The organism is Methylomonas sp. HW2-6 (genome assembly GCF_052474525.1).
The window spans coordinates 2,898,417-2,920,549 of record NZ_CP184124.1; the positions used below are offsets into that span (position 1 = coordinate 2,898,417).

At 54.9% G+C, this 22,133-nt stretch carries 15 protein-coding genes; 8 read left to right on the top strand and 7 right to left on the bottom strand.

Annotated elements, in window-relative coordinates:
* Positions 1–120: 120 nt before the first annotated feature.
* Positions 121–540 carry a hypothetical protein gene (locus ACH518_RS14220; RefSeq protein WP_445370560.1) on the bottom strand — a complete coding sequence of 140 codons (420 nt, stop codon included), beginning with the start codon at positions 538–540 and terminating at the stop codon, positions 121–123.
* Between the two features lie 191 nt (positions 541–731).
* Between ACH518_RS14220 and ACH518_RS14225 the strand changes: the two genes are divergently transcribed.
* From ACH518_RS14225 to ACH518_RS14245, 5 genes are all read left to right on the top strand, one after another.
* Positions 732–1,535, top strand: coding sequence for a spermine/spermidine synthase domain-containing protein (locus ACH518_RS14225; RefSeq protein ID WP_445370561.1), 804 nt, complete (start codon positions 732–734; stop codon positions 1,533–1,535).
* Positions 1,532–3,733: a YgiQ family radical SAM protein gene (locus ACH518_RS14230; RefSeq protein ID WP_445370562.1), complete on the top strand. Its 2,202-nt coding sequence runs from the start codon at positions 1,532–1,534 to the stop codon at positions 3,731–3,733. Before ACH518_RS14225 ends, ACH518_RS14230 begins: the two co-directional genes overlap by 4 nt.
* 110 nt (positions 3,734–3,843) lie before the next feature.
* Positions 3,844–4,584 carry a DUF6901 family protein gene (locus ACH518_RS14235; protein WP_445370563.1) on the top strand — a complete coding sequence of 247 codons (741 nt, stop codon included), beginning with the start codon at positions 3,844–3,846 and terminating at the stop codon, positions 4,582–4,584.
* Between the two features lie 8 nt (positions 4,585–4,592).
* Complete coding sequence (locus tag ACH518_RS14240; protein ID WP_445370564.1) at positions 4,593–4,970, top strand: VanZ family protein; 378 nt, start codon at positions 4,593–4,595, stop codon at positions 4,968–4,970.
* Between the two features lie 157 nt (positions 4,971–5,127).
* Positions 5,128–6,702 carry a peptide chain release factor 3 gene (locus ACH518_RS14245; RefSeq protein ID WP_445370565.1) on the top strand — a complete coding sequence of 525 codons (1,575 nt, stop codon included), beginning with the start codon at positions 5,128–5,130 and terminating at the stop codon, positions 6,700–6,702.
* 54 nt (positions 6,703–6,756) lie between these two features.
* On the opposite strand, the gene ACH518_RS14250 is transcribed toward ACH518_RS14245, so the two are convergent.
* The 6 genes from ACH518_RS14250 to ACH518_RS14275 form a co-directional block, all read right to left on the bottom strand.
* Positions 6,757–7,080, bottom strand: coding sequence for a hypothetical protein (locus ACH518_RS14250; protein WP_140911289.1), 324 nt, complete (start codon positions 7,078–7,080; stop codon positions 6,757–6,759).
* A gap of 145 nt (positions 7,081–7,225) precedes the next feature.
* Positions 7,226–7,930, bottom strand: a complete 705-nt coding sequence (locus ACH518_RS14255) for a rhomboid family intramembrane serine protease (RefSeq protein ID WP_445370566.1) — start codon at positions 7,928–7,930, stop codon at positions 7,226–7,228.
* 38 nt (positions 7,931–7,968) lie between these two features.
* On the bottom strand, positions 7,969–11,862 hold the full coding sequence (gene hrpA, locus ACH518_RS14260) for an ATP-dependent RNA helicase HrpA (RefSeq protein ID WP_445370567.1): 3,894 nt from the start codon (positions 11,860–11,862) through the stop codon (positions 7,969–7,971).
* A 27-nt stretch (positions 11,863–11,889) separates the two neighbouring features.
* Complete coding sequence (locus ACH518_RS14265) at positions 11,890–14,124, bottom strand: hypothetical protein (protein WP_445370568.1); 2,235 nt, start codon at positions 14,122–14,124, stop codon at positions 11,890–11,892.
* A 12-nt stretch (positions 14,125–14,136) separates the two neighbouring features.
* Complete coding sequence (locus tag ACH518_RS14270) at positions 14,137–15,252, bottom strand: AAA family ATPase (protein ID WP_445370569.1); 1,116 nt, start codon at positions 15,250–15,252, stop codon at positions 14,137–14,139.
* 97 nt (positions 15,253–15,349) lie between these two features.
* Positions 15,350–15,940 (bottom strand): hypothetical protein, encoded by a 591-nt coding sequence (locus tag ACH518_RS14275; protein ID WP_445370570.1) that lies wholly within the window; start codon positions 15,938–15,940, stop codon positions 15,350–15,352.
* 698 nt (positions 15,941–16,638) lie between these two features.
* On the opposite strand from ACH518_RS14275, the gene ACH518_RS14280 reads away from it, so the two are divergent.
* The 3 genes from ACH518_RS14280 to ACH518_RS14290 all read left to right on the top strand — a co-directional run bounded on the left by ACH518_RS14280 (position 16,639) and on the right by ACH518_RS14290 (position 22,116).
* Positions 16,639–17,727, top strand: coding sequence for a flavin monoamine oxidase family protein (locus ACH518_RS14280; protein ID WP_445370571.1), 1,089 nt, complete (start codon positions 16,639–16,641; stop codon positions 17,725–17,727).
* Positions 17,728–18,041: 314 nt separating this feature from the next.
* Positions 18,042–20,024, top strand: a complete 1,983-nt coding sequence (locus ACH518_RS14285; RefSeq protein ID WP_445370572.1) for a TonB-dependent receptor plug domain-containing protein — start codon at positions 18,042–18,044, stop codon at positions 20,022–20,024.
* A gap of 10 nt (positions 20,025–20,034) precedes the next feature.
* Positions 20,035–22,116: a TonB-dependent receptor plug domain-containing protein gene (locus tag ACH518_RS14290; protein WP_445370573.1), complete on the top strand. Its 2,082-nt coding sequence runs from the start codon at positions 20,035–20,037 to the stop codon at positions 22,114–22,116.
* The last annotated feature ends 17 nt before the right edge of the window (positions 22,117–22,133 follow it).

Sequence of the window (22,133 nt, forward strand, 5' to 3'; positions counted from 1 at the left end):
GATTTCTTCTCCAATACGGACATGATGGCGAAAAGCGATTTTACGCGATGCCGGCGGAGTTGAACAACGACATGGGCGAATCGCCTGCCTGCGGCCGCCGGCACCGTCTGCTTCGCCGGACTAAGGATGTATCGAGTTATCGCAAATATGGCGAGCTTTGCCGCTTTCCGAGTAGGATTCTGCCGCGACCAGGTCCGGTGTCAACCCGGCCAAGCCTTCGCTACACTTTTTGGTCAATTGCATGGCTTTGTTTGCGGCGATTTCCTGACCGAACCCGATCGCCCGTTGTTGAGCTTCGTCGCGCTTGCCCGCGGCGCACAACTGCTTGACGTCGCTACTCAATTGTTTGGCCTGCGATTCCAAAGCTTGCAGCTCGGCTTTGTCGACGTCTTTCATGCAGTTTTGCATCGCTTGAATCTTTTCCAACATCTGCTGCATTTTCGGGTTCGCAGCAGGCTGGGGGACACTCCGGCTATCGGCGGCATTGGCTGTCGCAAGCGCCGGCGCCATCAATACCAGGATCGGCAATAGTCTGTTCATAACGAAGCCTCGGAATAGTGGTTTTGGGAGCCTCCACTGTAGGGCGATAACCCTAAGACCGCAAGTGTCGAGCGCACAAACGGCAATTCGTCTACTCGCTGCCGCCGCCGGCAGCGGATTTATCAGGAATCAGAAGACAAGCAGCGGATTTTCAAGGAAAATAGCCCCGTCTTTTCCGTTTGCCGCACTGCATGTACAAATACGAAGGCCTAGTCGTTCACCAAAGCCATGACGACGAGGGCGTGATCGAAGTCGTCGACAACAACGGCGAACGCGCTCTGCATTTCGGCTCGCCTGCCCGGCAAAGCAGCATGTTGATGGCCGATCCGAACCGGCTGCATTCCTTCTACGCCCGGGCGATGATGGCGCTGCTGCTGTTCAACGACGACCCGCGTGATGTGCTGATGATTGGCCTTGGCGGCGGCACTATCGCCAAATTTATGCTGCACCAGTTCCCGGAATGCCGGCTGAAAGTCGTCGAATTCCGCAGCAGCGTGTTAAAAGTGGCCCGTAGCCACTTCGGCCTGCCGTTCAATTCGCGCCTGAAAGTCAAAATCGGTTGCGGCGCCGAGCATGTTCGCCGTCAAAGTCAGGAACTGTCGGAGATTCACGACGTGATCATGATCGATGCGTACGGCGAGAACGGCATGGCGCCTGAAGTCGGCAGCCAACGTTTTTTCGACGATTGCCGCAGTCTGCTGAAACCGGACGGGGTGTTGGTGATCAATTTATGGGGTACCGATAAGGCCATGTTTCAGCAAGTTTCCTGGCATATGGGCAGGATTTTCAGTTGGCGCATGCTGTTTCTGCCGGTGCGGAACCGCGGCAATGTCATCGGCTTTGCCTTCGGCGAAAACTTTCCGAAACTGCAGTTCAAAACCCTGATAACCAAAGCCAAAGCGCTCGAGCTGCAATATCAACTGGAATTCCCAGTGTTCATGCAAGACTTTAAACGCAATAATCCCAGCCTCCTGCATCGAGTTCTGAAACCATGATTCACAACGCCCCCAACATCTTCGGTTACAAAAAATACTGGGCCCACCGCTTCGGTCCGGCACCGGAATTGCCGATGAGCCGCGCGGAAATGGACGCGCTGGGCTGGGACGCCTGCGACATTATCCTGGTAACCGGCGACGCCTACGTCGACCATCCCAGTTTCGGCATGGCGGTAATCGGCCGGGTGCTGGAGGCGCAGGGGTTTCGGGTCGGCATCATTTCCCAGCCGGATTGGCACAGTGCCGACGATTTTCGCAAGCTCGGCCAGCCAACGCTGTTCTTCGGCGTTACCGGCGGCAATATGGATTCGATGGTCAACCGCTATACCTCGGACAAGAAAATCCGCTCCAACGACGCTTACACCGCCAACGGCGAGGCCGGCAAGCGCCCGGACCGTGCGGTCAACGTCTACTCGCACCGTTGCCGGGAAGCCTTTAAAAACGTGCCTATCGTCATCGGCGGCATTGAGGCCAGCCTGCGCCGCATCGCCCATTACGACTACTGGTCGGACAAGGTACGCAAGTCGATCTTGCTGGATTCGAAGGCTGATTTGCTGGTGTACGGCAACGCCGAGCGCCAAGTCGTCGAGATTGCGCATCGATTGGCGAAGGGCGAGAGCATTCACGATTTGAAAGGCATCCGCGGCACCGTCCACTTTGTCAAACAAGTGCCGCAAGGCTGGATCGAAAAGGATTCGACCCATTTCGATCAGCCCGGCGCAGCCATCGTGCACCAGAATCCGTATCAGGAAATGCCCAGTTGCGAATCGGCGCCGACATCGGCCGACACCGGGCTGGCGGATAACGAAAAAGTCATCCAATTCAAACCCATCGCCAATAAAAACCGCGCCCAAACCGTGATTCGGCTACCGGATTACGACGCGGTCAAGGACGATCCGATTTTGTACGCCCACGCTTCGCGGGTGATGCACGGCGAAACCAACCCCGGCAACGCCCGCGCCCTGATCCAGCGCCACGATAACCGCGAGGTTTGGATCAATCCGCCGCCGCTGCCGCTGACCACGCCGGAAATGGACGGCGTGTTCGATCTGCCCTATTCGCGCTTGCCGCACCATGCTTACGGCAAGGCCAATATTCCGGCCTTCGAAATGATCCAACATTCGGTCCTGATCATGCGCGGCTGTTTCGGCGGCTGCAGCTTTTGTTCGATTACCGAGCACGAAGGCCGCATCATTCAAAACCGTTCGGAAGATTCGATTATCCGCGAGATCGAAGCCATCCGCGACACCTCGCCCAACTTCACCGGCAATATTTCCGACCTGGGCGGGCCCACCGCCAACATGTGGCGCTTGGCCTGCAAGGACCCGAAAATCGAGGCATCCTGCCGCAAGCCGTCCTGCGTTTATCCCGGCATCTGCCAAAACCTGAACACCGATCAGACCCCGCTGGTCAAACTCTACCGCCGCGCCCGCGCCTTACCCGGCATCAAAAAAATCTTCATCGCCTCCGGCCTGCGTTACGACATTGCCGTCGAGACACCGGAATATGTGAAAGAACTGGTCAGTCACCACGTCGGCGGCTACCTGAAAATCGCCCCGGAACACACCGAACAAGGCCCTTTGTCGAAGATGATGAAACCGGGTATGGGCACTTACGACCGCTTCAAGCAGATGTTCGATAAGTACTCGAAAGAAGCCGGCAAGGAACAGTACCTGATCCCCTACTTCATCGCCGCCCACCCCGGCACCGAAGACAAGGACATGTTGAATCTGGCGCTATGGCTGAAACGCAATGGCTTCCGCGCCGATCAGGTGCAGGCGTTTTTGCCGTCGCCGATGTCGATTGCCACTGCCATGTACCATTCCGGCAAGGATACCCTGCACAAAATCGGCCGTAACGTCCCGGACATCCCGATTCCGCGCAGCATGAAACAGCGCAAGCTGCACAAGGCTTTTCTACGCTACCACGACCCGAAAAACTGGCCTCTATTACGGGAAGCGTTGAAGGAAATGGGGCGGGCGGACTTGATCGGCAATGGCAAGCAGCATTTGGTGCCGAGTTTTCAACCGAAAACCGACGCCGAACCGGTGAACAAACCGGCCAAAACACAGACCTTTAAGACCAAGCACACCGGCTTCGATAACGCGAATAACAAACACGAGCAGCGCCGAAAGCATACTCCGCGCAGCAATCAAAGCGGCCAGGGTGTGCCGAAGCGCTCCGAAAAGCGGCGTTAGCGCTTCAATGCGGGTTTGTGGCGTCGCAAAAACGAATGCCAAACAAGCCCAAGCAAACGCTTACAGGCAGCGCTACAATCATCAGAATTTAGGTTGAAGCTACATCTCCCATGTCCAACGCATACCCGCCGCAAGACCTGTTACGTTTTGTCTACAGGCTTACCGCCGAAGATTACACTTGCGCGGAATTTCTCGTCGAAATCCACAAACCGACCATGACCTTAGTTCCGGCGGCTGAGGCACCCTACCCGTACTGGACCGAATTGAGCTACCACCAATGCCAAAACTGCCCGCTGCACGCCGCCCAAACGCCGCATTGCCCGGTAGCCGTCAATCTGGCGCCGCTATTGGAGTTGTGCGGCCATTTGGTGTCGCATAAACCGATGAGCGTCGAAGTCATTACCGACAGACGCACGATTCACTGCAAAACCACGGCGCAACACATTGCCAGTTCGATTCTGGGTTTGATCATGGCCACCAGTCCCTGCCCGCACACCGAATATCTGAAGCCGATGGCGCGCTTTCATCTGCCTTTGGCCGATCAGGACGAAACCATTTATCGAGTGACTGCTACCTTTTTGTTATCACAATATTTTCGCCGCCAGGACGGTTTGCCCTATTCGCTGGAGCTCGACGAGTTACTGAAAATCTATCGAAACCTACAAGTCGTCAACCAGCACCTGACTCAGCGTCTGAAAGCCGGAATCAGCGAAGACGCCGCCGTCAACGGCGTGATTTTGCTGGATTTGCTGTCCAAAACGGTTTCCTGGTCGATAGAAGACGGTCTGGAGGAAATCAGCTATTTGTTCGACAGTTACCGCAAACCGCTGCAACCGCCACCGGAAACCTGAGCCGCATCATGTCCAAAATTCTGGATCTATCCGCCCTGCTGCTGTATTGCGCATTGATTTTCTGGCTTTCCGACCAAACCAAACTGCCCGACCACGCGCTGGTCGAAAACCAGGACAAGCTCGACCATTTCCTGGCCTATTTCGCGATGGCGGTGTTCGCTTGGCGCTACTTCGCCCATTTCTCGGTGCCGCGCCACTGGCACTTCGTCATCGGCACGATATTTTGCAGCTTATACGGACTGTCCGACGAATGGCACCAATCCTTTGTCGTCGGCCGCGAAGCGAGCGCACTGGATTGGCTGGCCGATTCGTTGGGCGGCTTGTGCGGCAGCCTGTCCTGCTATTGGTATGTTCAGCGTCACGCCCGGCGGCGTTCGCCAGGCTGATTCCACGAGTCTGCGGACCTAGCCGACCAACACATCTTTGCTTTACCTGGCAAGCGTCCAGCGCGGCGGCCGCTTACGTTATAATGCCGGTTTGATCTTTAATTGCGTCATTTCAGTTCGGACGCAACATTTACCGCGAAACCTATCAAGAATCTCCATGGAAGTCCCAGAATATAAGCGCCGCAGAACCTTTGCCATCATCTCGCATCCCGACGCCGGTAAAACCACCATCACCGAAAAACTGCTGCTGTTCGGCGGCGCGATTCAGTTGGCCGGCTCGGTCAAGGGCCGCAAGGCGGCGCGCCACGCCACCTCCGACTGGATGGAAATGGAAAAGGAACGCGGGATTTCGGTCACCACGTCTGTGATGCAGTTCGAGCACAACGGCGCGATTGTCAACCTGCTTGACACACCGGGCCACGAAGATTTTTCGGAAGACACCTACCGCACGCTGACCGCGGTCGACTCCGCATTGATGGTGATCGACGTTGCCAAGGGCGTTGAGGACAGGACCATCAAATTGATGGAAGTCTGCCGCTTGCGTGACACGCCGATCCTGACCTTCATCAACAAACTGGACCGTGAAGGCCGCGAGCCGATCGAACTGCTGGACGAAGTGGAAAGCGTGCTGAAAATCGAATGCGCGCCGATGACTTGGCCGATCGGCATGGGCAAGCGCTTCAAAGGCGTCTACCAGTTATATAAGGACGAGATTTTGCTGTTCAACCCGCAGCACGGCGGCAAAATTGCGGAATCTACCCTAATCAAGGGCTTGAACAACCCGCAACTCGATCAGCTCCTCGGTTTGCAGGCTGACGAATTGCGTGAGGAAATCGACTTGGTAAAGGGCGCCAGCCACGAATTCGATCTGGACAAATATCTGCGTGGCGAACAAACTCCGGTGTTTTTCGGTTCGGCGATCAACAACTTCGGCATCGTCGAACTGCTTGACGCCTTCGCCGAATTCGCGCCGCCGCCGCGTCCGCGCCAGGCCGAGCAACGCTTGGTGGAACCGAGCGAAGACAAATTCACCGGCTTTGTGTTCAAGATCCAGGCCAACATGGACCCGGCCCACCGCGATCGCGTTGCCTTCATGCGCATCAGTTCCGGTAAATTCGACAAGGGCATGAAGATGCATCACGTCCGTATCGGCAAAAGCATCCAGGTGGCCAACGCGATTACGTTTCAGGCCGACAGCCGCAAAAACGTCGAGGAAGCCTATCCCGGTGACATCATCGGCCTGCACAACCACGGCACCATCCAGGTCGGCGACACCTTCTCCCAAGGCGAGAACCTGAAATTCGGCGGCATCCCCTACTTCGCGCCGGAATTGTTCCGCCGCGTGGTATTGAAAGACCCCCTGCGCGCCAAGGCGCTGCAAAAAGGCTTGGTGCAATTGACCGAGGAAGGCGCCACTCAGCTGTTCAAACCGCTGAAAAACAACGACTTGATTCTGGGTGCGGTGGGTATTTTGCAGTTCGATGTCACCGCCCACCGCTTGAAGCACGAATACAACGTCGAATGCGTTTACGACGCCTCGCCGATCAATACCGTGCGCTGGGTCAGCTCGGCCAATCCGGCTAAACTGGAAGAGTTCAGGAACAAGGCCTTCGAAAATCTGGCCGAGGATGGCGGCGGCTATCTGGTATATCTGGCGACCAGCCGGGTCAATCTGCAATTGACGGAAGAACGCTGGCCTGACATCCACTTTAGCGCCACCCGGGAACTGTAAACCGCCAGACACAAAAAAGGGGCCAGAAGGCCCCTTTTTCTTATTGGTGAAAACTTATTTCGCGGCTTCGGCGATTTTATTGAAAGCCTCTACCCGTTGTTTGCCCAAGTTGGCCAGTTCAATACCGTTTTCGACGATCATTTGAATCAAACCCGGCGTGTTGTAAACGATTTTGCCCAGGTAAGCCACGGCAGGTACCGCAATGATTGCGCCGAACACAGTACCGATACCGAGGACGCTCAAGGCTTTGGTAATCAATACCACGATATCCAGCGGCAATAGAATCATGGTGCCGAAATAAACCAGCACGATGAATGTAAACAAGGCAAACACCACGAATTGCAGCAGCCTGACCAGCACAACATTTAGGTTTTTCATGATCAATATTTCTCGATTGAATGGGGATTCTTTTGGACTTATAAGCAACGGCCTTGATTTCTATCGTATTTTCCGCCGCTTGCTAACGTCGGCATTATAAAATAAAACCCCTAGCGTTTTCTCTACTTTTTGCCCGCAACCGGCGCTATTCGGCGCTCAAATCCTGTTGTTCCGGCTTATTCTCGATGAATAGCGGATGCAACAGCGCCCCGGCCGCAAAACCGCCCAGATGCGACCACCAGGCCGAATCCACCGCGACGTTGTCGAACACGGCCGCGGTGAAAGCGTCGCCCAATTGTACGATCACCCAAAACCCGAGAAAGGCAATCGCCGGCACCTGAAAAAACAGCGGATAAAATAGGATCGGCACCAGAATCACCACCGTCGCGTAAGGGAAACGCACAAAATAGGCGCCTAATACGCCGGCAATCGCCCCGGAAGCGCCGACCACCGGCACCGCCATGGTCGGATAAAAATACCATTGGGTATAAGTCGCGATCAGCCCGCACAAGATGTAAAACACCACAAAGCGTTTATGCCCCATCAAATCTTCGATGTTGTCGGCGAAGATCCACAAAAACACCATGTTCATCAACAGGTGCAAAAAGCCGCCGTGTAAAAACAAGCTGGTCAGAAACGACAAATAGTGATCCGGTGGCAGACCGAAGGCATAAGCCCAATCCGGGTTGGAATAACGAATCGGCACCATGCCGTACATGTAAGCGAAGTGCTGGCCGACTTCGTCCGGCATCAGCAACATCATCAAATACACCGCGACGCACAAGGCCATCACGCCCCAAGTGACGTAAGGCTTAGTCTGGCAAGGTATCGAATCGCGAATCGGTATCATCGTTTGCCCTCTTGGTTATGGTTTATCCAGCGCCGCTGTTAATAGCTGTCGCTCCACTGCTTTTCCAGGCGCTGCACCGACACCGGAAATGCCGTTTTCAATTGTTGGGCGAATATAGACACCCGCAGTTCCTCCAGCGCCCAGCGAAAAGTTTCCCGCTCCGGCGTTGGCGTGACGGTCTTGCTCTGCTTCGCTATGTATTGCCAGTAGCGTTGGTTCAACCGTTGCAAGCCCTGTACCTCGGCCGAGTCCGGTTTTTGCTTGTCCAAACGACATTCCACCGCTTTCAAATAGCGCGACACGGACTGCAATTGCCCCGCCGGCGTGTACCGCAAAAAGCCTTTGTGTACCAGCAAGCTTAGTTGTTGTTCGATTTCTTCGCGCAAGCCCGGCGCCACAGCCGGTTGCTGCAGGCGCCTGCTCAATGTTTGATAGTGTGCCAGGATTTCGCCGATCTGCTTGCCGGTCTGCGTCATGGTCGACATTAATGTCGACTTTTTCGTCGCCAGAATAGACTCGAATTGCTGTTGCGTGCGAATCGTCTGGCCTTCGACGAACACCGCGGCAAAGATTGCATACAACACATCCTCCTTGAAATCGCCGCCGACGCGGTCTTTCAACAGCGGATGCGCCGGCAATTGGTTGTAGGCCAGTTGCAAGGCCGGCGATACGCCGTGATTCTTTAAAATGTATTGCGCGTCTTTTTTGCAGACCAGTTGGTACAGCTTGGTCAGGCCGTCGAAGTGGGCCAGTTCGGCCTTGTGCTGAGTTTCCAGAATCTTCACCCCAACCGTCTGGCCTTCATCCAAAATCGCCGGAAAGCCGATGAAGCTCTGGCCTTTTTGCATGAACTGCCAGGTCTCCGGCAAGTCGTCGAAGGCCCAGGCGATGCAGCCGGTATGGTTCATTTCTTCCTGAGCCAGCTTGTCGAAACTGTCGCCGGCCTTGGTCGCGAACTGGGCCTGTAACTTGGCCAGATTGCGGCCGTAACCGATGGCCCGGCCGGCATCGTCGACCACCCGAAAGTTCATCTTCAAATGTTCCGGCAAGGCGTCCGGCTGCCATTCGTTGAGCGGAATCGCCTCGCCGGTCAATTTGCGCAAGCGGTTACTCAGCCATTCGTACAGCGAACCTTTGAAATCCGGCTCGATTTCCAGGCAGGCCTTGGCGGTGTTCGGCACCGGCACGAAATGTTTGCGCAGATGCTTGGGCAGGCCCTTGATCAAAGCCACGACCTTTTCCTCCAGCATACCCGGCACCAGCCAGTCGAACGGGGTTTGCCGAATTTGGTTGAGCTGATGCACCGGCACGATCGCGGTAACGCCGTCCTCGTCGTGGCCCGGTTCGAAGCGGTAATGCAATTCGATGGTCAAATCGCCGATTTTTTTACTGTCCGGAAAATCCCAGTCGTTGATTTGGTTGTCGTCGGTGCGGGTCAGGTCTTCCTTGGTCAGGAACAGAATCTTGGGATTATCCCGCTCGACCTGCTTGCGCCACTGGTCCAAGGTAATGCCGCTGACGATTTCGGCCGGCAGTTTCTTGTCGTAAAACTGATACAGCCATTCCTCGTCTTCGATCAAATCGACGCGGCGGCCCTTGTGCTGGATGTATCCCACCTCCTCCAGCAGTTTTTCGTTGGCCTTGAAGAACGGCGCATTGGAATGGTAGTCCTGATTCACCAGCGCATGGCGGATGAACATCTCCCGCGCCGCCTTGGCATCAACGTTCTCGTAAGGCACCTTGCGCTTGGCGGTCAGGGTCAAGCCGTATAACAAGGTGCGTTCGAACACACCGCAGCGACCGGCGTTTTTCTCCCAGTGCGGGTCGTAGTAATTGCGTTTGACCAAATGCTGGGCGCAAGCTTCTATCCATTCCGGCTCGATCTTGGCGACGGTACGCGCATAGACCTTGCTAGTCTCGACCTGCTCGGCGGCCATGATCCACTTCGGCCGCGCCTTGTGTTGGCCGGAACCGGGGAAAATAAAAAACTTCAGGCCGCGCGCACCCAGATATTCATATTGCTCATGTCTGAAACCAATGTTGGACAGCAAACCGGGCAGCAAGGCCATGTGGATTTGCTCGTAATTGGCCGGATTGCCGGCGGTCTTCAGACCCAAATCGCCGCGCGCCACCTGCATGATTTGAGTATGAATGTCGTGCCATTCGCGCATGCGGATGTAGGACAGAAAGTTGTCCTGGCAGTATTTGCGCAGCTTGCTGTTGGTCAAATGCTTTTTCTGTTCCTCGAAAGCATTCCACAGGTTCAACAGCGTCAAAAAGTCGGAATCCTCGGCTTTGAATTGGGCGTGTTTGGCTTCGGCTTGGGGCAATTTATCGGCCGGCTTGTCGCGCGGGTCCTGGATGCTGAGCGCCGAAACGATGATCGCCACTTCGTGCAACGAACCCAATTGCGCCGCCGCAAGCAGCATCCGCGCCAGTTTCGGGTCGGTGGGAATCTTCGCCAACTGCCGGCCGGTTTCCGTCAGATTGCCTTGTTTGTCCAAGGCATCGACTTCGAACAACGAGGTCTTGCCGTCGCGGACCATTTTTTCGTCAGGCGGCTCGACGAACGGGAACTCCTCGATGTCGCCCAGCTTCAGCGCCGCCATCTGCAAGATCACCGACGACAGGTTGGTGCGCAGAATCTCGGGATCGGTAAATTCCGGCCGCGCCAGGTAATCCTCTTTGGAATACAGCCGGATGCAGATACCCTCGGCGACCCGACCGCAGCGCCCTGCCCGTTGGTTGGCACTGGCTTGCGAGATGCGTTCGATCGGCAAGCGTTGGATCTTGCTGCGGGCGCTGTAGCGGCTGATGCGGGCGTGGCCGGAATCGATCACGCAGCGGATGCCCGGTACGGTCAGCGAAGTCTCGGCGACGTTGGTGGCCAGCACGATACGCGGTTTGTTGCCGGACGGCTTGAACACCCGCTCCTGCTCGGCCACGCTGAGCTTGGAATACAACGGCAACACCTCGTAGCGGCCGTTGTTATGCGACTTGCGCAAGGATTCGGTAGTCTCGCGAATTTCGTGTTCGCCGCTGAGGAAAATCAAAATGTCGCCGCGCAAATCCCGGTACAACTCGTCCACCGCATCCAGAATCGCTTGCTGCAAATCGGCGGAGGTTTCGTCGTCTTCCTCAATCAACTCGATGGGCCGATAACGAATATCGACTGGATAGGTACGGCCGGAGACGTTGACGATGGGCGCGCCACCGAAATGCTTGGCGAATCGTTCCGGGTCGATGGTCGCCGAAGTAATCACCACCTTCAAATCCGGCCGTTTGGGCAGCAGCCAGCGCAGATAGCCGAGCAGGAAGTCGATATTTAGACTGCGCTCGTGGGCCTCGTCGATGATGAGCGTGTCGTATTGGTTTAAGTAGCGGTCGTTCTGGGTCTCGGCCAGCAAAATACCGTCGGTCATCAACTTGACCAGCGAATTCGGCGCGGTCTGGTCGTGGAAGCGCACCTTGTAACCGACCGTGTTGCCGATAGCCTGGCCCAGTTCCTCGGCAATGCGGTCGGCCACCGTGCGCGCCGCAATCCGCCGCGGTTGGGTGTGGCCGATCATGCCGCTGATACCGCGGCCAATCTCCAGACAAATCTTCGGCAACTGCGTGGTCTTGCCCGAGCCGGTCTCGCCGCAGACTATCGTTACTTGATTGCTCTTAATCAGCTCTGCAATCTCGTCCTTCTTGCCGCTGACCGGTAAATCCGGATACTGGATAACCGGCACCGAGGCGCGCCGCTGGTTGCAACGGCTGATCGAACGCTCGATCTTGTCCGCCAGTTGCTGGAGTTGCCCGCCTACTTCCTTGCCTTTGCCCGCCTCGTTGCGCAAGCGGTCAAGCTGGCGTTTGAGCGAATGCCTATCGACGCTCATGCAACTGGCAAGGTTTCGGGAAAGTTGTTTCAGGGTTTCGGTTGAAGACATCGGATATAGCAGGTAAAAAGCGGGCGATTATACGGGGTTTGAGTCAGTTGATTGTTCTGGCAATAAACGGTATCGCCGCCGAAAGCCTTCGAAATTTAGCCGAATTTCGGCAACGGTCTGCTCCAACTCCGGCCCCATTCGCAAGACATCATCCCGGCGGGACTCGCCGATTTCCTGCAACACGGCATAGTAATAAGGCTTCAGATGTTCTTTCAGATTTAGGTGTCGATATTTTTCGTTTTCGAACAATTTCAATGCGAATGCGGTTTGACCTTTGGCTATTAACATCATAACTAGCAAAGGAAGTAATATTCTCATTTCATTTTGGTCTCCCTCAAGTTCAATCAAGTCTTGCTCGATGAAATTGAAAGCATCGAGATAATCTTCGTTCCATAGGGTCACCAAACCCAACAACCTGTTTGAAACAGCTTTTGGCTCAATTTCCAAAGCGTTACGGAGTAGCCTTAGCGCTTCACGCGGCTGCAGGCCGTGCATCAGATAAAAGGTAGAGAAATCGCATATCGCTTCTGCATCCCCCTCGCCCACCGCTATCGAAAAATAGTGTTCAGCAAGTTCCAATTTATCTTGTTCAGCATAATTTTTGGCAAGATCAATCGTCGCACCTGAAAATCCCTTTTCAATTGCTAAGAGATAATAACGCTCTGCTTTTTTGAACTTTCCTTGATCTTGATATAAGCGAGCCAATGCCCAAAAGCCAACCGGAAGACCTTTCTCCGCAGTTTTTTGATAGTAAGACTCGGCCAGCTTCAATTTGCCCTCATCTTGATAAAAAACACCCGTCAATCCCATTGCCCTTGGAATACCTTTTTCAGCTACGGGCAATATAAGCTGCAACGCTTCTTTTAAGTTACCTCGTTTATATGCTTCATCTGCTTTATCGAACAACACATAATCCGACTCCGGCAAACTCTCCGCCACTTGCGGAAAGAATTCTCGTGTCGTATCCAATACCCGCTGCTGCAATTCCAAATCCCGCAAACTCTGCGCCAGCGCCTGACTCCACAACAAGGCATGGCGCGGCGCCAATTTGCCTTGTTTTAAAGCATCCATGTGCCGCTCGGCGCGCTCGGCCAATTCCTGCTCGTCGCACCAACTTTCCAAAAACTTGACCAACCAAATCGCCCGTTGCTTGTCGTTCTTCCGCCCTAGCCGCATCAAGCACCAGATATTGAAGAAGCGTTCTTCCAATTGGTAGAGATGGTTCTTGGTCGAGGTGGGAATGCAGCGGATCAAACGGTTCTTTTCCAACTGCTTCAATTGCGCGGAAATCAATTTGCTGGCTAGCTTGGTTTTGGCGGCAATTTCCTTGGTGGACATGGCATCCCAACCCAGGGCAATGGCATGGACGATGGCTTGTTGCTGGGTAGGCAGGTCGTCCAGGCGGTGTTTGTACAGTGGCGTGACTCGGTCCAGCAGCACTTCCAAGTCGTCCAACGCACTGCCGTGGTCGTCCAGAAAGATTTCGAACAGCAGAATCATCGTGCGCGGCACGCCGGCGGTCAGGCGGCGCAAGGCTTCGACCTTGCCGGCTTTGGTTTCCAGAATTTCCCGCATTTTTGCGGTCTGCTCGGCGTTGCCCAAGCCCAACAGCAATTCGTGGGTTTCCTCGCGATTGAGACCAGACAAGGTTTTAACGGTAAAAAACTGGAAAAACGGTTTGCCTTGGTCGTAATGCTGTTCCAACATTACCGCGGAGGCACCGACGATGCGGACGCGGCGATTGGTTTGCAGGATTTCCCGCAGGCGTTGCTGATCGCGAATGTCGAATTTTTCCAGCATTTCGCCGAGATTGTCGATCAACAACAGCACGCTTTTATCGGCTTGCTGCAAGGCATCGGCCAAGATCGAAAAACAGTCCTTTTCGTAATGCGGCGAGGCGTAGGCCTCTTCGAACCGCTCCGGCAACGCTTCGAACTCGGGTCGTTCGGCCAGATAGTCGCCGACCAATTCCCACAGCCGGCACAGCGAGGTCACCGAGTATTCTTCTTCCCGAAACAGTACCGGTATCAGCCAAGGCGACAATTCGGCATCGTCGCGCACGCAAATCGACAACTTGCGCAGCAGCGTGGTTTTGCCTTGGCCGCGCAGGCCTTGAATGATGGTGTGTTTGAAGGTTTGCTCCGGCTCGGTTTGACGGATGCGTTGCAGCAGTTCCGCCAAGGTGTCGCGGCGCACCACGAAACGTTCGACGAACAAGTCTTCCTGCATTTCCTGCGGATTATAAATGGCGGCGACGGTCATGCTCGGCTCCGGTCAGTTGGCGATTTCTTTCCACCACCAGGCACGCAGCACCGGGGAGATGAAACGGAAACGGTTTTGTTCGTCGCGGGCGAGATAGCCGTCGTGTTGCAGGATGTTCAACAAACGGGACACTTCGTCGATGACCTCGTGTTGCACCGCCAAATTGCAGGCCTCGCCGTAATAGATACCCAGGCGCTCCGGGTCGGCCGCCGAGCTAAGCAGCGTTTTGCAGAAACGGTATTCTTGTTTGGTGAGCGCTTGCGGCTTTAGCCGGTTGTGCCAGTGCTCGAAGTTGTGTCGATGGCCGAGCATGGCTTGAAAGGCCTCGTCGATATGTTGTTCCGCCAGTGGCGATGCGTGAAGCTCGTCGATCAGCAAACTGATGTAGAACGGCGCCAGCCAATCGATACGGTCGAGCAATGTTTCCAACCAGGCGTCACTGGCTTGTAGCAATTTTTTATCCAGTAAACACTGCAAATAATCCCGAGCCTCGTCACGGCGGAACGGGCGCATTTTGATTTCGCGCAGGTCGTTGATGTGTTTGGTAAACCCCATGCCCTCCACGACGTTTTGCAAGCCGATGGAACCCGCATAAAGAAACTGGATTTTGCCTTTGTACCGGGGTTCTTGCCGCAGCTCGCGCTGAGTAGTCAGCAGTTTTCTGACTTGCTGATCGCCCTCGTTCGCTCGAACGTTCTCCAACGCTTGCGGAAATTCGTCCAGCATCAATACGATAGGCTGCCCTGGCTCCAGGTTTTCCAACAGCCGGCAAAACTCGGCGTGGTAATCCAACGATTTGGCGTCGCCGAATCTGACGCTTTTACCGATTTCCTGAATATTGATGGATTTGAAACGACTGGTGATTTGCCAGCCCAACTTGTCCCAGCGACTGAGGAAGCTTTGATCGGCCAGATGGGAAATCAACTTGCGATAAAACTCGTCAACGGTATCGACCGACTCGACGACCACATACGTCGGCAGAAAAGCATCCGGCGCGTTGGCTTCCAAATGCTGCATCAACTGGGTTTTACCGATGCGGCGGTGACCGCTAAGAATGACGTGCTCTCCAGATGCCAAACGCTCGGTCAACGCTTGCAACACATCGTGTAAAGGCAGGTATCGAGGCATGAGAAACTCCTGACAATAAATTTGCTGTCATATTATTAGGCAAAATTTTTATTGTCAAACTATTTGGCAATATATTTATTGTTAAACATTGAAATATCTAATCCCCACATCCTTTCGACAAAGGCTTCAGCGTCAGCCAAATCTGCCCATCCACCGGCAAGCGCGCGTTGCCGGATGCGGTTTTTGCCAAGTCGCCTCGGATTTCCTTGACCTGGAACACCAGGACTTTTTCCACGTCGCCGATGCAGGCGGACAAGCCGTAACGGGCGAATACCGGTGCCAAGGGCTGCGGATACGCCGGGCCGTTCAGAAGCAGTTGCACGCTCCGGTTGTCGCTCTCGCCGGTCTTGCTGGGCCGGCCGCGCTTTTTGTTCCAGGATTTGGCTTTCGCGGCAGCGCCGGCCAAGGCGCGCGACCAGTCGGGATAGTCCATCAAACGGCCTAGATACACGCCGCGTAGCGGCAGGCTGTCGCCGGGAAACCATTCCCGCAGGCCGGCATCGAGCAGTTTGGCGAGCGACGGCAAGGATAAATGGCACGGGGTTCTGACGATTGCGACTTCGTCGTCCGCGCTTCGGCGCTCCAGTCTTGACTCACACTCCGGCAAGACCAGCGAAAAGACCTGATCGGCGCGTGCTGCCAGCGGCAATATCATCAGGATTACAGTCAAAGCGGTTTTCATTGTCATCGCAAAATCATCCTCCTGTTCTGAGTCCGTAGTTCGCTGTAGCCTTTACCAATCTTCCGAGCGGTAACAAACCGGCGTCCATCAGCAAATCGCTCCGTTCTTAGCCGGGCTTGGCGGCTATGGCAATCACAATCAATTCATTGCTAGTAGTCGATAGACCAAACCCGACAAATCGGTTTTCGCTTTGTGTAGATTGGCAGCGGCCATCGCCCCCCCAGATAAGCTAACTGAGCTTATTAACCCGACCCTATTTATTACTGGTATTTTGTTCGGGTTGAGCCTGTCGAAGCCTGAGGTGGAATGCCCTTCGACAAGCTCAGGGCTAACGGTATTTATGGGCCGGGTCAATAGTTTAAGTATTGCGGGTGAATTTAATAAATCCTCAGAGTAGGCAGAAACCGGACAATCGCCTGTCCGTTTGTGTTGATCGACACAGCGTGCGGTAACAATGTCGGCTGGAAGTACCGTTTGCAATACCGGCAACCCGCCGTAATACCGCATTGTTTGGAATTGGCCTCGAATTTGAATGTTCCGATGCTGAGCACCAAGCTGTCTGACGGATCACCCTGACAGCTAAGTGTGATTTTCGATCAGGTGCCTGAGCGGCCTGCCGCGGGGTGAAGACAACACTATTCCGATAAAACTTAAGCTACAAATAATGCCCCCCCGACTTTGCGAGCCCGAATGAGAACAATGCTATGTTGGATATCGCCATAATCGGGGCCGGTTTGTCCGGTCTATACTTGGCCGAATGCTTGGCTGACGGACACCGCAATATTGCAGTGTTCGACGCGCGCGACCGCTATGGCGGACGCATCCTGACGGTTCGGCTAGCGAACGGCTCAGCGGCCGATTTGGGTCCGACTTGGGTCTGGCCTGAGCAGCAACCGCGGATCGCCAAGTTGTGCCGTCGGCTGAATTTGGCGCTGTTTCGCCAAGCTGATACCGGTCTAAGCCTGTATAAAGCGACTAGTCTTGCCGAGCCAGTCGGGTATGTCGACAAGCAAACCCACGCCGGCGCTTATCGAATCCAGGGCGGCTGTGGCTGCATAGCCGATGCGCTGGCGCGCAATCTGAGTAATACGCCTTTGCATCTGGGCTGGTGTCTGGACCGGGTTGCGGACTGCGGCACATATGTGGAACTGGCGTTCTTAGTTAACGGCTCGCTACGCCTCGTCAAGGCCAAACAAGCCGTTTTGTCGATGCCGCCGCGCCTGATAGCCGCACGGATACGTTTTGAACCGGCCTTGCCCGCCAAACTGGCGGAAACTTGCCACGCGACAGCGACCTGGATGGCCGGACACGCTAAAGCGGCTATCGCCTACCCGGACGCCTTCTGGCAACGCCAAGGCTGGTCGGGTAATGCGCTGGCGGCGTATCCCGGCGCGATACTTTCGGAGATTTACGATGCCGGCGATCCGCAGTCCGGTTCAGCCGTTTTGTTTGGCTTTTTCGGCATCCCGGCGCAGCTACGCGAACAATACCGCCAGCAGTTGCCGGAGTTGGTCACCAACCATTTGGTGAGTGTATTCGGCCAATCGGCGGCGATGCCGGCCGATCTGCAAATTCAGGACTGGAGCCGGGAGCCTTTCACGACAACGGACGCCGACAGCGTACCGCCGATTACCCACCCCATTTACGGCCACCGCTGGCTGCAGCTAGACCTGTGGAACGATAAGTTATACTTTTCCGGCAGCGAAACCGCCGTCGACCAAGGCGGTTATCTTGAAGGTGCTTTGGTTGCCGCGGAGCGGGTATATGCGGCACTCAACAATCCCGGTACTTAAAAATGCCGGCAGCGGCCTCACTCCACCTAAACCGAATTCCGCGTCAAGCGATGGGACTCCAGGTTACCGCGCAGACAACTAAGCTAAACTCAATTTTTTTACTACTATTCGGAACCGAATATGAAAATCTGCGGAAGGTTCCACGGTTTGGCGGGAAACCGTTCGCCAAAAATTCGAAATCTGGCAAGCTGACCCGACTAAGTATCTGTTAACCGTCAAACAATTGAATTTCGACTACTGTTATCCATATCTAATGTCCCGCGCTGGCAGGTACTCGAATCAATGAATTCACCCAGAATCGATCTTTACACTCAATGCGTAAACTGATTGCGGCGTCATTCTTCGCCTCGACGGCCTTCGCCACTGAAGCGACCCGAGACGATTTCACCAATCTGTCGATCGAAGAATTATTGAAACTTGACATCATCAGTGCGTCGCGTCTTGGCGAAAAAACCAGTCAGGCTCCCACGTCAATTTCGATCTTGACCGCAAAAGACATCCGCACCTTCGGCTGGCGCACCCTCGCGGAAGCGCTAAACAGTCTGCGCGGGCTGTTCACCAGTAACGACCGCAACTACAGTTTTCTTGGTGCGCGCGGTTTCATGCGTAGCGGCGACTACAATTCGCGGATTTTGCTGATGATCGACGGCCAGCGAATGAACGAAAACATCTACGACGGCGGCTACATCGCGCAGGAGTTCATGCTGGACCTGGACTTGGTGGACCACATCGAATATGTGCCGGGTTCAGGTTCCTCTATCTATGGCGCCAATGCGTTTTTGGGCATGATCAACGTCGTCACCAAAAAAGGCCAGGCGGTCAACGGCGCGCAATTGGCCGGGGAAATCGGCACTTTCGACACCTACAAGGGCCGAGTCAGTTACGGCAAGACGCTGGACAACGGTGCCGACCTGCTGTTTTCGGCGTCGCATTTCGATAGCGCCGGTGTGGAAAACTTGTATTTTCCCGGATTTGATAAGCCCGAGACCAACTATGGTGTCGCCCACAACATGGATGACGAACGCTCCGACCGCTTGTTCGGTAAGTTCACCTTCGAAGAATTCACGTTAAGCGGCGGTTATGTCAATCGTTTTAAACGGGTACCGACAGCGTCCTTCGATGCCGTATTCAACGACCAGCAATACTTCACCGAGGACAAACAATTTTTCACCAATCTCAAATACGAAAAAAATTTCAGCGACACCAGCAAGCTACAAGTCAAAGGCTTTTATCAAGGCTACGGTTACCATGCCGATCAGGCTTATCTGGCTGACGGCACACGGGTCATCAACCACGATTTCGCCAGCGGCCGCTGGTGGGGCGGCGAAGCGCAATTGACCTTTTCGCCGATCGACGGCCACCACGTCATCATGGGGTTGGAATACCAATACGACCAGCGCCAGTCGCTGATCAACCACGACATCGATCCGTACTTCTCCTACGTCCAAAGCCGGCGTAGCGGCCACCGGCTGGAAGCGTATCTGCAGGACGATATCCAGATCCTGGGCGATCTGATTTTCAGCGCCGGCGCCCGCCTCGACTACCACCATATGCTGAACAGTATGCAGGCCAACCCGCGGCTCGGCTTGATTTGGAGCCCTTTGGACAACACCCAGTTTAAACTGCTTTACAGTTCGACCTTTCGGGCACCCAATGCCTGGGAACGCGACTACAATGCGTTTGGGTTCGTCGCCAACCCCGACATGCGCGAAGAGCAGATCAAAAGCTACGAAGCCGTCGCCGAATGGCGCGGCAACAGCGGGTTGCGGCTGCTAAGCTCGCTGTTTTACAACGATATCTCTCAATTGCTGCAGGGCCGTCCAGTCACCGACGACATCAACGGCGATTATTCGGTGCAAAATTACGGTCGCTACCACGCCTACGGCATCGAGTTGGAAGCGGAAAAACGTTGGAACAATGGCCGGTTGCTAAAAGCCTCTTATACCTACAATCTACTAACTAACGAGAATCTGCACGGCACTTGGGCCGCCTACTCGCCGCAAAACCTGTTTAAATTGCATTATGCCGAATCCTTTTTTAACGACAATCTAACGCTGGGGATCGAAAACATCTTTATCGACCGGCGCAAACTGGATTATGCCGGCAGCTTTGCCGACGCTTACAATCTGGTGAACGTCAACCTGAGTTCGGATAAAATCTTCCCCGGCTTGGACACCTCGTTCGGCATCTATAATTTGTTCGATATTCACCCGCAGATGCCGGGTGTCAGCGATCAAATAGACATCATCCGCATGAACGGCAGGGAGCTTCGTTTGAAATTCCAATTGACTTTCTGAGCTCCCGACCATGTTGATTAAGGCACACCACCCCTTGACTCCGGCGACGTTGGCCCTGGTAATGGCCTGGTCGGCCGCCACCCAGCTTGTCGAAGCGGCCAACCAATCCCCGGACGACGAAAATCTGCCGGATTTGACAGCGCTGAGTGTCGAGCAGTTGTTGAATCTGGACGTGACGTCTGTGATGAAAACGTCGACCGACCTCAGCCATGTGCCGGCAGCGATTTACGTGCTGAGCAACGAAGACATCCGCCGCAGCGGAGCCACTACGATTCCCGAAGCGTTGCGGGTGGTACCCGGCTTGAATGTAGCCAAAGTCGACGGCAACAAATGGGCGGTTTCGGTGCGCGGCTTCAACACCCAGTTTGCCAATAAATTGCTGGTGCTGGTAGACGGCCGCAGTGTTTACAACCCGCTGTTCTCCGGCGTCTGGTGGGACCAGCAGGACGTGATGATGGAGGACATCGAACGTATCGAAGTGATTCGCGGTCCCGGCGCCAGCCTATGGGGAGCCAACGCGGTAAACGGCGTAATCAATATCATCACCAAAACCGCAAACAACACCCAAGGCGCTTTATTGAGCGGCCAAGTCGGGACTCAGCGCTACGGCGGCGGCGTCCGTTACGGCGCCGATTTGGGCGACGAGGCCTATTTAAAAGTCTACGCCCGCCACTCGGATTACGGCGACTCCAGAACCCGCCAGTCGTCTCGTCAGGCCGGCGACGAAGGCGATATGAGCAAAGTCGGCTTTCGCTACGACAAAGCCTTCGATATTGCCAATAAGCTGAGTATCCAGGGAGATGCATTCATCGGCGAAAGTAATGGTGCACCGGTTGAGTTTCCGGCCTTAACGGCCAATCTGACGCCGGTGATGGCACCACCCTACTCCCAATTGCTACCCGCCAACCAACAATTCTCCGGCCACTATTTGCAAGGCCGGTGGGAACATCACCAGGGCACCGACTCCACTACCGTCGTGCGGATGTATTGGGACCGGCACAGCCGAAAATCGCCGTTTCTGAACTCTCAATACCAGATCGATAGTTTCGATATCGACTTTCAGCACAACTATAAACTGGACGATCGCCACCTGCTGTTGTGGGGGACCGGTTTGCGCTTCAACCTCAATGACTTTGAAAACAGTCCGCAAATTTCGATGAGCGCGCCGCAACGGACTGATCGAATTTATAGTTTCTTTGCCCAAGACGAAATCAGTCTGGTCCCGGACCGCTGGCGTTTGACCTTGGGCGGCAAAGTCGAACACAACCCGGTCACCGATTTCGAAGTTCAGCCCAACGCCCGCCTGTTATGGACGCCGGACGACCGCAATTCTTTCTGGGCCTCGGTATCGCGTTCGGTCAGAACACCGAACTGGGTGGAACAAAATATCTCGTACAGCCTGAATCTGCAGCCTCCGCAGCCCGGTTTGCCGGTACCCATGATCACCGGCTTGGTCGGTAATCCCAACCTTGAAGCCGAAAAAATGCTCGGCTTCGAACTGGGTTGGCGCGGCCAAATAACGCCGCAGCTCAGCACCGACATCGCGCTTTACCATTACAACTACGACGACCTCACCAGTTATTCGATTAGTAACAGTTTCAAAATCGTGCCGCCGGCAAGTTACGTATTGGTGAGTACCGGCCTGAGCAATTTGGGCATTGCCGAAGTCTACGGCGGCGAGGTCAGTCTGGATTGGCAGGTTTCCGACAAGTGGAAACTAAAAGCCAACTACAGCCACGAGGAAGACCGCGTCCGTCCCGGCAACGGCGTGCCGGCCAGTGTCGTCGTCAGTGACCGCAGCAGCTATCCGGTGCACAAAGCCATGCTCTGGTCGATGTACGATATTACTCCGCAACTGAAACTGGATTTGAATTGGCGTTTCGTCAGTTCCACCGTCACCAACCGGAGCTTTACTCGAGGCTATCAGGATCTCGACGCACGCTTGGCTTGGGATCTGGGCTCTGGCTTGGAATTGGCGTTGGTCGGGCGCAATCTGCTCGACAGTTACCATTTCGAATACGGTTCCGATCTATTTTCCACCGCAACCGCCGTACAACGCGAGGTCTACGGCACCTTGCGCTGGCAATTTTAACCGGGACGGCGGAACTC